Genomic DNA, 13,980 nt, shown 5'->3' with positions numbered 1-13,980 from the left:
TACTTAAATTGTATTATTTCTTTATAATTAATAATGAGAAATATGGAATTTCTCTAGTGGTAAGCGTGGTTAAATCAGTTGTTATATATTCTTGATCTGTTCCTAAGCGCTCACAATAATAGCAATTCCAATCTTTTTCTAATAATTCTGATTGAAAAGTATTCCACCCTGAGCGTATTTTCATTAGAATTACAGTATCAAAGGTGTCAAAATAATGTGCTATTTCCTCTATGTTTTTTACACGAGGAATGATAGCTATCTTATCATTAAGCAAACTTAATGGGATTTGATGCTGTGCTGCTCCTAGAGAAAAAGAATTTATTCCGGGGACTAAAGAAACGGGTAATTGTAATTCCTGAAGTTGTAGGAGTAGGTAAGAGAAAGAAGCATATAGGCTAATATCTCCTTCGCATACAATAGCTATTTTTTTTCCTAAATTATAAGCTTCATTAATATCTTGTACTGTTGCGTTATAGGTTTCTGAGGCCTCTTTACGATCATTGGACATTTTTAGAAAAAAGCCTTTTAATTCTTTATTTTCTAGTCCATGATAACGCAGTATAGGGTATACAAAGCTTTTTTTTTGATCTTTGGTAATGGATCCTGGATAAAAAATAACATCAGATTCTTTTAATATCCGTAGTGCTTTTAGGGTAAGAAGTTCTGGGTCTCCAGGCCCTAATGCTATTCCATGAATTGTATACAAAATGATTATGTTGTTTTCTTTTTTCTTTTGTATAAAAATAGTTGCCACTTTTCTTCTGCTACTCCTGCTTTGTCCATTTCTGCTCTAGCCATTGTAAAGAATAGATCTGATAGCCTGTTTACATATGCGATAACATATTCTTCTACAGATTCTGGATCTTCGTGCATTAGCGTTACTAATCTGCGTTCTCCTCTTCTGATCTGTGTTCTGCATACGTGGCATAGTGCTGAGATTTCATTTCCACCAGGTAATAGAAAGTAATCCGAGGGAGAACTAATATTAGCTTCCATCTCATCCATCCATTGCTCACAGAATTCTGCTCCATCTGTTGGTCTTGGATTAGGGTTTACTTTTTTAGAATCTGATGGTCTTGCCAGATGTGACATCATGTCCATTAGATCTTTTTGAATTTTATGAAGATTTGGTTGCCACTCATGATCATTATCAAGTTTTGCTCGTAGTAATCCTATTGTAGAATTGGCTTCGTCTAAGGCACCATTGCATTCGATACGTGCAGAATCTTTATATTCTCGTTTCCCTCCGAAGACCCCTGTCATTCCTTTGTCTCCTTTGCGTGTGTATATCTTCATACAAATACGTTTTTTTTAGATTAATAATTGGAAATTATGCTTCTGATCTTACCATTAGCTTTTCTTCAAGGCTATGCTGTATGTTTTTTTCTTCGAGTAATTCTCCTATGATGACTAATCGTGTTGCTTTGATTTCGTTAGGATTCCATTTTCTGTCAAAATAATTTTCGAAACGATCTGCTACACCCTGAACAATCATACGCATGGGCTTATTAGGCACATGTATGATTCCTTTTATTCTATAGATCTGCTGTTCTGCAACGAGTATTTTTAGAGCTTTGATTAATGTTTCTGGAGTATGAGGTGCTTTTACCTCTATCACGATAGAGTTTATCGTATCATCATGATCGTGATCATGGTGGTGGTGACCCTCATGATCATGGTGATGGTTCTCATGATGTGAGTGTTTCGTATCCACATGATCTTCAGCTTTAGCATCAATTCCTAGAAGTATATCTACAGAGATATCACCTTTTACAGCAGAGATAATCTTGATTTTTTCTCCTACTCTATTTTGTATAATATCTCTTACAGTAGTGTATTCTTCTGTAGTAATAAGATCTGACTTGGTCATTAGGATTAGATCTGCACAGGATAATTGGTCTTCAAATAATTCTTCGATAGAAGATTCGTGATCTAAATTCTCATCCTCTAACCGTTGTGATTGTACTTTATCTCTATCACAGATTTCTCCTGTTGCTTGCCCTACACAATCGACTACTGTAATTACGGCATCGACAGTAATTTGTGATTTAAGATCTGGCCAGTTAAAGGCTTTTAACAATGGTTTTGGTAGTGCTAGACCAGAGGTTTCTATAATGATATGATCGATATCTTGTTTGCGCTCCATTAACTGAAGCATGGTTGGCAAAAACTCTTCTTGTACCGTACAGCATAAACAACCATTACTTAGTTCTAGGATGTTTTCTTCATCACACCCACAATCATTGCCTTTTAGGATCTCTCCATCCATTCCTAATTCTCCAAACTCATTAACGATTATTGCGAGTCGCCGCCCATTGGCATTTTTTGCAATTTGATGTATTAGAGTTGTTTTACCTGATCCTAGAAATCCTGTAATAATAGTTACTGGTATTTTGTGTGTATGTATAGCCATAAATCTGTATCCTAAAAATTCCTAACAAATCTATTTATTATTGTTTAAAGGAAAAAACAAATTGATAGATGTTTATGATCAATCATTTTTTAGGTTATGAGTTAACATAACCATGTTACATGAATTAAAAATCTAGTTAAGGGTGTTTGTTCAATAGTAAATTGTCTTTGAGGATGAAAATGATAGGTAGATTCAATTTTGGATTTATTGCTTTGTCAATATCTTATAAGTGTCTTTTAAAGGTTTTGCTGTATTAATTGTTAATATAAGTATTATTAAAAAATAGGGGTAAACACCTGTTTTTAAGATTATTAAATTTATTACCTTTAACTCTATCAAGGTTATTTTTAATTTAACATGTAATGGGGATATACGAAGAAGATATTGAAAGAGATAGAAGAGCTGACGAAGAAAGAAATCATCGAGAATATATAGAAAGGCAAAAACAAGTTATGAGGAGTCAAAGAGTTTCAAGACCTAGAAAACAATCTTATAGAAGCAAAGGGACTCGTAAAAAAAGTAAGTCTTTAGAATTGGGTAATATCATATCTATTTTTGGATGGGCGATTTTGTTTACCATTATTCTTAAAGCTTGTAATTCCTAATAAACTAAACCTTATACAAAACTATGAGACTACTTGCAGGGGCATATGATTTTCAATTCATTAAATCTAAAAACGGAACAGACTATTATACTATATATACTCCTACAGGAGTTTATAATATCATTCACCACCCTAATTCTTCTTTCGAAGTTAAACCATTTATTCCAGATGGAGAGTTTAGGCATGAGATAGCCTATAAGTTAGCTGGTGTTAGAGCGAATATTCTTGATCGTAATGATTTAAGTTTTATGGTGAATTCTTGATAATACTATTTTTCAATTAAAGAAACCCTGTATAGATATGTATTTCAGTAGGGTTTAATGTTAGAGGAATAGGTATAAGGAGTATGTTTTCTGGTAATTCAATATTTTTAATATAATAAAATGGGGAAAATAAAATATATAATCGTTTTAGTGTGTTTACTATCTTTTACCGATATATTTTCACAAAAACGAAGACCATTTAGAAATGGAGCTAGAGCAATAGTAGCTAAAGAGATACATAATAATAAGAGTTATTTTGGTGTAAAACTTAAAAACAATTGTCATAAAAAAATATCTGTTGCTATATGTTATATGAATTTAAATAATGATTGGGTTACCACTGGATGGTGGTCCTTAGATGGTTATTCCGAAATCACTACTGATGTAAAGACTAAGAATAAAAATCTATACTTTTATGCAGCGGATTCTTATGGTTATGAGTGGAATGGAGAAGGAGAGTCTGGCGCTGTTCGATTACAGGTAACACCTAATTTATTTAATGCAAAAAACAAATCTAATTTAAACAATTATTATACTGAGGTAAGCAGAGAATCGTTCTTTATGAGAACAGTATCTTCAGGTATTCATACGCAATCATTCTCTTGTAATTAAAATATAATTAGTTATAAAATATGAATTAATCAAGTTCTAAACGATAATTTTCTAAGATCATATAGCCGCTGTCATAAACCATTTTAATTGATAAGGAAAGTTTTTCTTGTCTTCTACTTTTATTCCAAAAATCTGAAAAACTCTCACCATTTTCTAAAATGATAATCCCCACTCCTGCATTTTTTCCATTACGAATTAAATCACCTTCATAGGATGTAGCTTCAATTCTTCCTCCGCCTAATTCAGTTATTTCTTTAATATATGTGATATCCCATCCCCTCTTTTTTTTGTTGTAATCTTTAATTTTTAGATCATTACTATAAATAGAGACTTCACTGTAAGGAATTAATAAACCCACGGTTTGCCACTCTGTCATTTCTCCCCATTCTTCAATGATTCTATCATATTCCATCCATTGATAAGACTTAATATTAAAAGTTCGTTGCGCAGAGGCAGACAAGGTATATAAGAAAATAAAAATGCTTAAGATTTTCATATACAATTAGTTATATTGTTTTTTAAAGATATGAAATATTTTATAGTTGTAGTAACTATAAATATCTATAACAAGTGTTACTGTTATAAGATAAATTTATTCAAAAAATATAGGGTTCTTACTCCTTAGATCAACTAGAATATTTGCATAAACACGACTTTGGGGAGTATTAAGAATCTAAAATAGTCTAGATTTTATGAGCTTAATATTAGTTTTAGTAACACCATAATTTATGGCTAGGCTTTCCCATCGGCGAAGGGCATCCTTAGTTTGCTCAATGATTTCATCAATTAGAAGGCTTTTTAGATTAGCTTCTGTACCTAGCCGAACTAAGTGGTCAATAGAAGGGGATTGTCCCTCACCCATAACCATAGTACTTTGATGTCCTCTTGGTCCAGAAGAAAAAGTTAAATCATATGCAGGAGAAAGCTTCCATTCTCCTGTATAATCCATAAGGAATGAAAAGTTTTTACTATGGTCATCACGATTATGTGACAGTACATTAAATACAGCGAGGCGATACATTTTTTCAACTTCGCGTATATCTTGTGTAAGAACACCTGTAAGTGTAATCAAATCTTCATAATCTAATGAGGGTGTTCTGAAATCTGAATGTAATAATCCACTTACTGTATGCATATGAAATCTTTGATTACCGTTTCTATCAAAACGCTGCGTGGCAAAATATCCAGCACCTTTTGAGGCTTCAAATAAATGTATCGGCATCATTTCCACGCCAGCTTCTATAGCCATTAGTCCGTACACATATTCAATTGCTCCTGCGTCTACACCGTCTGTACTATTGGCAAACTTCACTAACCAATGTTCATAATCAGTAGGGAGTTTATCCTGCCCTAAAATAACACGATCTTTAGTTTTACTAACACTAATCAAAGCTTTAGGACGTGCACCTGCGGAAGATCCATTTAATCCAATAAGCTCTTGCAAGACCTCGTTTGCTTCTCCATCTAACACATCTTGTGTCTGTTTAGAAAGTATATCCAAGTTAATTTCATATTCTTGTGAACTTGTATTACTATAATCTGGCTCATAAACGAGTGCTCCTAATCCACTTACACCAATCTTTGCCAAACGATCTAAAGGAGAGAAATCTTCTGGTAGCATGTTTTGGCTTCTTACATATCTATCAAAAAGTAATCTCCCCCAACCATCAGGAAGGCTATCATTAAAAACACCTGACAATCCTTCAAAAGGCTGGTATTCAAAAACTTGTAACCCTGTAGCTAAAGGGAGTTTTATTGGTGATATTTCCAGTTTTTTTTGGATAAAGCTCGTATTATACTCAAAATATATGCGATGGTCACGAATTGCTAAACGTCCAACAGGGATAATTTCTCCATTAAAATCTATCCCAACCTTTAATTCATTTATAGAAATATAATTACTCATTTACGCCACCCTCTTTTAGGTTTTTTATCATCTTTATTTTTCAATACATCATCTATGGATGAAAAATTATTCTCCAAAGGCTTAGTCGCTTCAATAAGTTTTTCGATACATCCCAGTGCCATTGCTAACTTAAAAAAAGATTCGAGTGAAAGCACTCCTTTTTGTTCAAATTTACGTAATGAAGATAGGCTTACTCCCGAACGTTCAGACAACCCTGCTTGTGTAAGTCCTTTTTCTAGACGTAATGCTCTCATATTTTGTGCTATTTTCTTTTGAGCTTTCGCTGATGTAATAAGTGATATCATAATGGTAATTAAATGTAAATATAACAAACAATTACCACTATAATGTTATTTATTTAAGTATTTAAATTTCAAATTCAAGAAAATATTGGTTTAAAAAACATATAAAATCTGACTTTCCAAAAGCGATTCATAAGGTTTTTAAAAACTAAAATGAACTGATGGATATTACATCTAAAAGGATCCATAATCACAACAATTGGTCTTAATCCCATAAAGATATGGCTACTACACAAAACTATTTTGCTGGTTTTGATAGTGAAACTAAAAAGGAGTTTGCAGAAGGCTTGATGGATTTTGATTAATGTTGTATTTTTCAATTACACACTTTGTGTCTTAGTGCCTAGATATTTGAAACCAGCTATACATTATTGTCTAAAAGTTAAAATGATTCCAATATAAAAAATTCTTTTTCGTTTTTTTCTTATATTTTTTAATCATCACTTACATATCTGCCATATATCCTACACCACATACTAAAGCTGCAAACTCAATACCCAAAAGAATTCCTAATGTGATAGTTTCTCCTCCAGACACCATTTCAAGTTGTTCATCTATTAATTGTAAATTTTTAAAATCTAACTTTTTAGGTAAATTTAGTGATATATGTGGCACACGTTTGCTTTTCAATAATTATATTTTTTCCTTCTAGCATAGACATATCTATCTATAAGGTCCCTTTAAAGTTTCTAATGGGAATTATATTTACTGTTGTTTAAACGTTAGATATAGAATTTCTAATCATAGTTTCTTCTCCTCCCCAAAAACCAGCAGGACATCTGGCATTATATGCTTTTTGTTTTGCGCTAAGTCTACATCCACAGCCTTTTATAAAGCCTTCTTTATGAAAATATTTGAGCTCTTTTGTTTTCGGATTGATCCACTTTTTTGAGTCACAAACATTCTGAGTCTTTACAGGACATTGATTACAAATATTCTCCCTATAAGAATAAATTATTTTTTTTTCATCTGAGGTTAAACTAAATGCTTCTTTCAATTCATTCAGATGACCACTAACTATTTGATTTCTATTTTTGTAAAAATTTTGAATATTCATACTTTATTTTTCCGTTTACCAATAAAAGAGATTATAACTCCTATTATAGCTAAAACCCCAGCTAAATAATATAACCAATCAAATTTATACTTTGAAAAGAAAATTAATAACAGAATAGCTCCTGAAGCCATTAATAAGTTAAATCCAATAGTTGAGAATTTGTTCTTTTTCATTTTAATTTTTTTTTAATGACTTACTATTTATTTTCAAATATATTGAATATAAATAGTAAGTCATGATTTTATATTTACTCTGTTGCTACCCATCCTATCACGGCAGAAGCGACAAAAATGATTCCGAGACAAACTCCTCCACACACTACTCCTCCTGAAACCAATTTTAATTCCTTATCAGTCAACTCAACGTCTAATTCTTCATTTGCTGGAATGTTTAAATAAATGACAGAAGAATCTGTTTGATCTTCAACGACTATTTTATTTTTCCATTCAGGTAATACGACTTTTTCGCATTTTTCTTCTTCTAAAACCTTTTTAGGATCTTCAATAAATTCAGACTTAAATTCTTCATTTTTCCAACATTTTTGGAAAATACTACTTAAAATTTCCTTATTCTCTTTTCTTTGTTCTAAAGTAACTCTCATAACTAATGTTTCTAAAATATATCATATTTATTGTTAATTTTTTTGAGGGCTGCACCTAGAGCTAATCCTGCTATAATTGCCGGGAATATACCTCCAGCAACCATTTCTAACTGCTCATCTGTTAATTCAAGTTCATCTATTTCATATTTCCTAGGAATATTTAAATAAACCACGTTAGAATCTGTTTGATCTTCTACTACAATTTTTATATTTTCAGGTAGATTTATTTTTTCACCTGTTATTTTTTCAATTGCTAATTCTGGTAAAGAAATTAATTCTTGTTTAAAAGTTTTATCTTCCCAGGCTTTTGTAATGATTTGTTGCAAAAACTGGTTTGCTTCTTTTTGTTTTTCTGTAAAATTCATTGTTTTTAATTATTATGATTGATGAAATAATTTGTTTTTAATTTTAAGCTTTTCGATCATCACCTGTGGTAACTTGTCTTTTTCGCATAGCAGGCTCATAAACAGCACAAAAATCATCAATAGAACAAAGTATTTCAGTAATTTTATCTTTAGAAATCATAAGCAGAATAATTTTAGTTAATTGGAATTCAGCACTTTAATCTACTAAGTATTCTGCTTTTTCTATACTATAAAATCTGTTTTCTTACGTCGAACTCAGGTTAGTATTATTATCTCTCACGGTTTTCATAAAGAAATTACCATTCAAGATTTTCCTATTCGGGGCAAGAAGGTTTATCTTCATATTAAACGTCGTCGTTGGTTAGATAAAAGCACTAAGGAAATAGCTCCAAGAAATTTGGATTTAGTAGCACAGGGAACTCGTATGACAGTAGAGTTCGCTACTTTTTTAAAAGTACTTAATCAGTACTAAATCTAACGACTGTCATACTATCGGTGGTTTTTATGGTGTTAATGGTAAAAAATTACAACGTCAGTTTCGAGACTATCTGAGTGAATTTAAAGATTGGAAAGATAAGCCACACACTAAAGAGTGGCTTATCTTCCCTGAGAATATGGAGAAGTATTTATCCATTGATGAAACCGCACTCTCCAAAGGAGGGTTCTACACTATTATTACCAATAAAAGTGCTAAAGGCAAGAAAGGAGCTATCGTTGCTATACTCTCAGAGACCAAGGCTGAACCTATCATAGCACAATTGATTAAGATCCCAAAATCACTTAGGGATAAGGTCAAAGAGATTACTTTAGATATACCACATTCGATGAAGATTATTGTAAAAAAATGTTTCCCTAAAGCTACCCAAGTTACCGATCGCTTCTATGTACAAAAACTAGCTCTAGAAGCTTTGCAGGATATCAGGGTTAAACATCGTTGGGAAGCTATAGACCAATAAAATGAACAGATCAAGTAAGCTAAAGGCAAACAAAAAGACTATAGTACAGAAACCTTTAGCAATGGGGATAGCAGAAAACAACTCTTAGCCAGAAGTAGATACCTACTCTATAAAGCACCTAATAATTGGAATCAAAATCAATACCTAAGATCTAAAATATTATTTGACCAATATCCAGACATTAAAAAAGCATACAACCTAGTACAAGGGCTAAGAAATATATTTAATACTGTTACTTCTATACAAACTCCATATAATAAACTAGCACACTGGTATAAAGATGTTGAGCAAACAGGATTTAGAGCATTCAATACCATCGCAAATATGATAACAATCAATTATAGGTCTATCTTAAATTATTTTATAAAACGAAGTAATAAATGCATCAGCAGAATCTTTTAATGCAAAGATAAAAGCATTTAGAGCACAATTCAGAGGAGTCAAAATGCAGAATTCTTCTTATTTAGATTAATCAGAATATTTGCATAAACACATCAATTGGTCTTGATCCCCGTTTACCCCTATGTTTAACCTCAGTGCATAAAAAAGCCTCTACATTTCTGTAAAGGCTAGTGTTTAAAGGTGGTCCCACTTGGGCTCGAACCAAGGACCCCCTGATTATGAGTCAGGTGCTCTAACCAGCTGAGCTATGGGACCTAAAACGGAGGGCAAATTTAAACATTAGATACATACACGCCAAACATTTTTACTATAATTTTAAGAATTTAATGTTCTTTATAACTGTCAAAACTTTAAAACCCTCTTTACTAAAGGATTCTAAAAATGTTAATGTCGTATTTATTTTTATGAACGACCCTACTCCAAAGGTTTTTCCTGACATAATTCTATTAAAACCCCATTGGTACTTTTAGGATGTAGAAAAGCTACTAGTTTATTATCAGCCCCAGATTTAGGGATTTTATTGATTAATTGAAAGCCTTCTTTCTCGAGTCGATCCAATTCTAGTTGAATATCATCTACATCAAAAGCAATATGATGAATGCCTTCTCCTTTTTTAGTAATAAATTTTCCAATCGGGCCATTCTCATCGGTACTAGCTAATAATTCTATTTTATGATCTCCTACTTTAAAAAAAGAAGTGATGACAGCTTCACTTTCTACAACTTCTTGTTTATATGGAGGTACCCCCAAAAGCTTTTCATATAAGGCATTTGCCTGATCGATATCTTTGACAGCAATGCCAAGATGTTCTATTTTATTGATATGATTCATAATATACTTTTATCACTATGTGGCAAAAATACATATAAATTGTACTTTTGCAGCTATGGAAACAAACAGACAGAAAAAAATTGCAGGAGTATTACAACGCGATGTTGCGGATGTGATACAAATAGCATTACGTGAAGCAGGAGTACAGGGGATCTTGGTTTCTGTAACCAAAGTAAGTGTCACTACAGATCTCTCTATTGCCAAGGTATATATGAGTGTGTTCCCACATCAAGAAGGCGAAAGGGTTTTGAAAGAGGTAAATGAAGTGAAATCACAAATTAAGCATCAGGTAGCGCAACGTACCAAAAACCAATTACGTCGTATGCCCGAACTGTCTTATTTTGTTGATGACTCTCTAGAATATATCTCTACTATAGAGGAAGCTGTAAAAGGTAAGGATAATCCTATTCTTGATCCAGAACTTCTAGATAAGCGAAAGAAAAAATAATGTAGAGATATTAAGAGTTGTTGCGTTCTTAATTTTTATTTAAGAATAGAAAATTCTTAAAATGTAAAAGAAATACTATTCCATTTCTTTTATCTTTATTTTAAAAATGAATAACCTTGGATAAGCTTACGAAAAAGTATTTTGATTTTGAGGTGAATCTTAGGAAATTGAACCCTTCAATAAAGGATTAAAGTTTTATATATTAAGTACGTATTATAAAGATTTGAATTTTTCATACTACATCGCAAAGCGATATTTATTTTCTCCAGGGAGTAGTAATGCTATTAATATCATTACAATTATTGCCGCAGCAGGAGTTGTAATAGGAGCAATGGCATTATTTCTAGTGCTAACTGGGTTTGCGGGACTTAAAGGATTTAGTCTTCAGTTTTCTACATATTTTGATCCTGATTTAAAGGTGTTTCCAACAACTGGTAAAACATTTACATTTACAGATTCTCAAAAAGCTAAATTGACAAAGTTAGAAGGGATTGCTAATTTTTCTGAAATTGTAGAAGAACGTGTTTTCTTAGAATTTAGAAGAAAACAAAAGATCTCATATATTAAAGGAGTGGATGCAAACTATCATAAGGTTATACATACAGATAGTATTATGGTGTATGGGGAATGGTTGACGAACAATGATTTTCAGATAGTTGCGGGGAATGGTGTTAGTAGAGAACTTAGTATGTCTGTAGAGCAAACATATACTAATCTATTGAGTATATATGTTCCGAGACCAGGTAAAGGTATTCCTAATGATCCTTCAAAAGCATTTAGATCAGAGAAAGCAGTAAATATTGGTATTTATAGTGTAAATGAAGAGCTTGATAAAAAGTATATTTTTGCAACTACGGGATTGGTACGCAAGTTACTAGATCTACCAGAAGATAAAGTAACACATGTAGAACTTAAGTTATCAGAGCAAGCTGATGAAAATCAGGTAAAAGAGGCAGTACAATCTATTTTTGATCATAATGTGATTATAAAAAATAGAATACAGCTAAATGATACGTTATATAAAATGTTGAATACCGAAAACTTAGCGTCTTACCTAGTGATTACGTTGATTGCTATTATTGCACTGTTTAATGTTGCAGGAGCTATTATAATGATGATTATTGATAAGAAAAGTAACATAAAAACACTCTATAGTGTAGGGGCTTCTTTATCTAATATTAGAAAGATATTCTTGTTCCAAGGTTCATTAATGACCGTTTTAGGAACTTTACTAGGTTTATTCTTAGGAGTTGTCTTAATTGTATTACAACAACAATTTGGATTATTAATGATTACGGCATCATTACCTTATCCGACCCGAATTACAGCCATGAGTTTTGTGGTTGTTTTTTTTACAATTACTATTATCGGTTTTATTGCTTCTTTGTTAGCATCTAGTAGAATTAATCAAAAACTAGTTGATTAATAATCTACATTATTTATATATTAAAGATATGGGTGTTCGGGCAGGCTATCCGTTTTTACTCCTCGATAAGTTGATCCCTTGGCAAGCTCAGGACGACAACTTTTCTGTGGGGTAACCACTACTATCCCTAACACAATACCCTGCTTTTTTTAAGAAAATTATACAAACTCGAACCCAGAAAACTTTTTTTGGACTTCATCAAAAGTAGCAAATACATCTTCAGGATGATCACTAGTAACCATTTTGGTTCGATATTCTTTAAAATGAGGAATCCCTTTAAAATAATTAGTATAATGCCTTCGAGTTTCAAAAACACCTAATTTTTCACCTTTCCAATCAATAGCCATTTGTAAGTGTCTGCGTGCTGCGGATACACGTTCCTCTATTGTAGGAGGAGAAAGGTGTTCACCTGTCTTAAAGTAGTGTTTTACTTCTGCAAAAAACCAAGGATATCCAATACTAGCTCTACCGATCATAGCACCATCAAGTCCGTATTGATCTCTCATTTCCATAGCGCGCTCTGGAGTGTCTACATCACCATTGCCAAATACAGGAATATGCATTCTGGAATTATTTTTTACTTCGGCAATAGGTTTCCAATCGGCATTACCTTTATACATCTGTGCTCTGGTACGACCATGGATAGCAATTGCTTTAGCTCCAACATCCTGTAATCGCTCTGCAACTTCTACAATTTTGATCGAATTATGATCCCATCCTAATCTAGTTTTTACCGTAATTGGGAGTGAGGTATGCTTTACCATAGCTTCAGTAAGCGAAACCATAAGATCAATATCTTTAAGAATTCCTGCTCCAGCACCTTTACTAACTACTTTTTTTACAGGGCATCCAAAATTAATATCTATGATATCAGGTTTTGATGCCTCTACAATCGCTACTGATTTTAGCATCGAATCTAGGTTAGCTCCAAAAATCTGAATTCCTACAGGGCGTTCTTTTTCATAAATATCAAGCTTCATAACACTTTTGTCAGCATCACGGATTAATCCCTCACTAGAGATAAATTCTGTATATACTACATCAGCTCCCTGTTCTTTACATAATGCTCTAAAAGGGGGATCACTTACATCTTCCATTGGAGCTAATAATAATGGAAAATCTCCTACATCTATGTTTCCTATCTTGGCCACGGCGCTTATNTTCTAATAGATTGATACATTAAATAACACTAATAAACATAAATCGCTAATAATCATTGCCCTTATTGATTTTTCCTTGTTTGAAAGTGTTGCTTAAAATCATTTAAAACCTTTAAATAGTTTAACCTATGTTTAACCATATTGATTATATTTGTCTTGAATTCAAATACTTACAACATGGCTTCAGTTAAAATTTTATTGTATAAGAATAAACAAAATTCTAAAGGAAAATATCCAATAGTTTTACGAATTACAAAAGACCGTATTCCGAAGTATAAGTTTTTGGAATACATTGATCTTAAAGACTGGAATGAAGAGAAAACAGAAGTAAGACAATCCCATCACAGTTACAAGCTGTTGAATAACCTTATTGATAACGAATATGTCCGTGCAAAGAACTTAATCCTTGACTTCGAGGCTAAAGATAAAAAGTTTACTGCCAACCAACTAATGACAATTTTAAAAGGCAATCGAGATTCTATGACCTTCTCGAAATTGAGTAAAGAATATCTTAAAGAAAAGAAATCATCTAATAAAAGAGGGTATTCTTCCTGTGTCAGTCGGGTAGAAAAGTTTAAAGAATTCCTCAAAGGAGATGATATTCATTTTGAGAATATCACAGAATCCTTGATC

20 protein-coding genes, 1 tRNA gene and 2 pseudogenes are annotated in these 13,980 nt (G+C 32.3%); 8 read left to right on the top strand and 15 right to left on the bottom strand.

What is annotated here, in order from left to right:
* Positions 1 to 13: 13 nt before the first annotated feature.
* The 3 genes from cobI to cobW are packed head-to-tail and all read right to left on the bottom strand — an operon-like array spanning position 14 to position 2,413.
* A complete protein-coding gene (gene cobI, locus N456_RS20145) occupies positions 14 to 754 on the bottom strand; it encodes a precorrin-2 C(20)-methyltransferase (protein WP_240315567.1) in 741 nt (246 codons plus the stop codon).
* Positions 712 to 1,296 (bottom strand): cob(I)yrinic acid a,c-diamide adenosyltransferase, encoded by a 585-nt coding sequence (locus N456_RS20140; RefSeq protein WP_062061205.1) that lies wholly within the window; start codon positions 1,294 to 1,296, stop codon positions 712 to 714. Before N456_RS20140 ends, cobI begins: the two co-directional genes overlap by 43 nt.
* A 34-nt stretch (positions 1,297 to 1,330) precedes the next feature.
* Positions 1,331 to 2,413: a cobalamin biosynthesis protein CobW gene (cobW, locus tag N456_RS20135; protein ID WP_062061201.1), complete on the bottom strand. Its 1,083-nt coding sequence runs from the start codon at positions 2,411 to 2,413 to the stop codon at positions 1,331 to 1,333.
* A gap of 362 nt (positions 2,414 to 2,775) precedes the next feature.
* Here cobW and N456_RS20130 point away from each other — a divergent pair, with 362 nt between their 5' ends.
* The 3 genes from N456_RS20130 (at position 2,776) to N456_RS20120 (ending at position 3,893) form a co-directional block, all read left to right on the top strand.
* Positions 2,776 to 3,018 carry a hypothetical protein gene (locus N456_RS20130; protein ID WP_062061198.1) on the top strand — a complete coding sequence of 81 codons (243 nt, stop codon included), beginning with the start codon at positions 2,776 to 2,778 and terminating at the stop codon, positions 3,016 to 3,018.
* Positions 3,019 to 3,041: 23 nt separating this feature from the next.
* On the top strand, positions 3,042 to 3,281 hold the full coding sequence (locus tag N456_RS20125; RefSeq protein WP_062061195.1) for a hypothetical protein: 240 nt from the start codon (positions 3,042 to 3,044) through the stop codon (positions 3,279 to 3,281).
* Between the two features lie 120 nt (positions 3,282 to 3,401).
* Positions 3,402 to 3,893: a DUF1036 domain-containing protein gene (locus tag N456_RS20120; protein WP_062061192.1), complete on the top strand. Its 492-nt coding sequence runs from the start codon at positions 3,402 to 3,404 to the stop codon at positions 3,891 to 3,893.
* A gap of 25 nt (positions 3,894 to 3,918) precedes the next feature.
* On the opposite strand, the gene N456_RS20115 is transcribed toward N456_RS20120, so the two are convergent.
* From N456_RS20115 to N456_RS25465, 9 genes and pseudogenes are all read right to left on the bottom strand, one after another.
* Positions 3,919 to 4,389, bottom strand: a complete 471-nt coding sequence (locus tag N456_RS20115; protein WP_148639392.1) for a hypothetical protein — start codon at positions 4,387 to 4,389, stop codon at positions 3,919 to 3,921.
* Positions 4,390 to 4,566: 177 nt separating this feature from the next.
* Complete coding sequence (locus N456_RS20110; RefSeq protein ID WP_062061186.1) at positions 4,567 to 5,799, bottom strand: type II toxin-antitoxin system HipA family toxin; 1,233 nt, start codon at positions 5,797 to 5,799, stop codon at positions 4,567 to 4,569.
* Positions 5,796 to 6,104, bottom strand: coding sequence for a helix-turn-helix domain-containing protein (locus tag N456_RS20105; protein WP_205410293.1), 309 nt, complete (start codon positions 6,102 to 6,104; stop codon positions 5,796 to 5,798). Before N456_RS20105 ends, N456_RS20110 begins: the two co-directional genes overlap by 4 nt.
* A gap of 441 nt (positions 6,105 to 6,545) precedes the next feature.
* A complete protein-coding gene (locus N456_RS24120; RefSeq protein ID WP_148639391.1) occupies positions 6,546 to 6,731 on the bottom strand; it encodes a hypothetical protein in 186 nt (61 codons plus the stop codon).
* 85 nt (positions 6,732 to 6,816) lie between these two features.
* A complete protein-coding gene (locus N456_RS20100) occupies positions 6,817 to 7,158 on the bottom strand; it encodes a hypothetical protein (protein WP_062061182.1) in 342 nt (113 codons plus the stop codon).
* On the bottom strand, positions 7,155 to 7,331 hold the full coding sequence (locus tag N456_RS24635) for a hypothetical protein (protein ID WP_158447940.1): 177 nt from the start codon (positions 7,329 to 7,331) through the stop codon (positions 7,155 to 7,157). The genes N456_RS20100 and N456_RS24635 overlap by 4 nt, the downstream gene beginning before the upstream one ends.
* Positions 7,332 to 7,405: 74 nt before the next feature.
* Positions 7,406 to 7,759: an NHLP leader peptide family RiPP precursor gene (locus N456_RS20095; protein ID WP_062061179.1), complete on the bottom strand. Its 354-nt coding sequence runs from the start codon at positions 7,757 to 7,759 to the stop codon at positions 7,406 to 7,408.
* An 11-nt stretch (positions 7,760 to 7,770) separates the two neighbouring features.
* On the bottom strand, positions 7,771 to 8,124 hold the full coding sequence (locus tag N456_RS20090) for a class IIb bacteriocin, lactobin A/cerein 7B family (protein WP_062061175.1): 354 nt from the start codon (positions 8,122 to 8,124) through the stop codon (positions 7,771 to 7,773).
* A gap of 61 nt (positions 8,125 to 8,185) precedes the next feature.
* Positions 8,186 to 8,284, bottom strand: a pseudogene (locus N456_RS25465) (IS982 family transposase); the annotation flags it as partial.
* A gap of 69 nt (positions 8,285 to 8,353) precedes the next feature.
* Here N456_RS25465 and N456_RS25460 point away from each other — a divergent pair.
* Positions 8,354 to 8,596 carry an ISAon1 family transposase N-terminal region protein gene (locus N456_RS25460; protein WP_420834733.1) on the top strand — a complete coding sequence of 81 codons (243 nt, stop codon included), beginning with the start codon at positions 8,354 to 8,356 and terminating at the stop codon, positions 8,594 to 8,596.
* Between the two features lie 142 nt (positions 8,597 to 8,738).
* A pseudogene (locus N456_RS20085) lies at positions 8,739 to 9,482 on the top strand (ISAon1 family transposase).
* 181 nt (positions 9,483 to 9,663) lie between these two features.
* Here the strand turns inward: N456_RS20085 and N456_RS20080 are convergent.
* Positions 9,664 to 9,737, bottom strand: a tRNA-Ile gene (locus tag N456_RS20080).
* Positions 9,738 to 9,896: 159 nt separating this feature from the next.
* Positions 9,897 to 10,304, bottom strand: coding sequence for a methylmalonyl-CoA epimerase (gene mce, locus N456_RS20075; protein ID WP_062061733.1), 408 nt, complete (start codon positions 10,302 to 10,304; stop codon positions 9,897 to 9,899).
* Between the two features lie 64 nt (positions 10,305 to 10,368).
* Between mce and rbfA the strand changes: the two genes are divergently transcribed.
* Together rbfA and N456_RS20065 are read left to right on the top strand one after the other, a co-directional pair.
* A complete protein-coding gene (gene rbfA / locus N456_RS20070) occupies positions 10,369 to 10,761 on the top strand; it encodes a 30S ribosome-binding factor RbfA (protein ID WP_062061172.1) in 393 nt (130 codons plus the stop codon).
* A gap of 223 nt (positions 10,762 to 10,984) precedes the next feature.
* Positions 10,985 to 12,187: an ABC transporter permease gene (locus N456_RS20065; protein WP_062061169.1), complete on the top strand. Its 1,203-nt coding sequence runs from the start codon at positions 10,985 to 10,987 to the stop codon at positions 12,185 to 12,187.
* A 158-nt stretch (positions 12,188 to 12,345) separates the two neighbouring features.
* On the opposite strand, the gene dusB is transcribed toward N456_RS20065, so the two are convergent.
* A complete protein-coding gene (gene dusB / locus N456_RS20060) occupies positions 12,346 to 13,338 on the bottom strand; it encodes a tRNA dihydrouridine synthase DusB (protein ID WP_062061166.1) in 993 nt (330 codons plus the stop codon).
* 186 nt (positions 13,339 to 13,524) lie between these two features.
* On the opposite strand from dusB, the gene N456_RS20055 reads away from it, so the two are divergent.
* Positions 13,525 to 13,980 (top strand): Arm DNA-binding domain-containing protein (locus N456_RS20055; RefSeq protein ID WP_205410292.1); only part of this gene is annotated, 456 nt, incomplete at its 3' end.

The organism is Aquimarina longa SW024 (genome assembly GCF_001401755.1).
Classification (GTDB): Bacteria; Bacteroidota; Bacteroidia; order Flavobacteriales; family Flavobacteriaceae; genus Aquimarina; species Aquimarina longa.
Note: the sequence above shows the minus strand (reverse complement) of the source record. Positions and strands in the feature narration are given on the sequence as shown.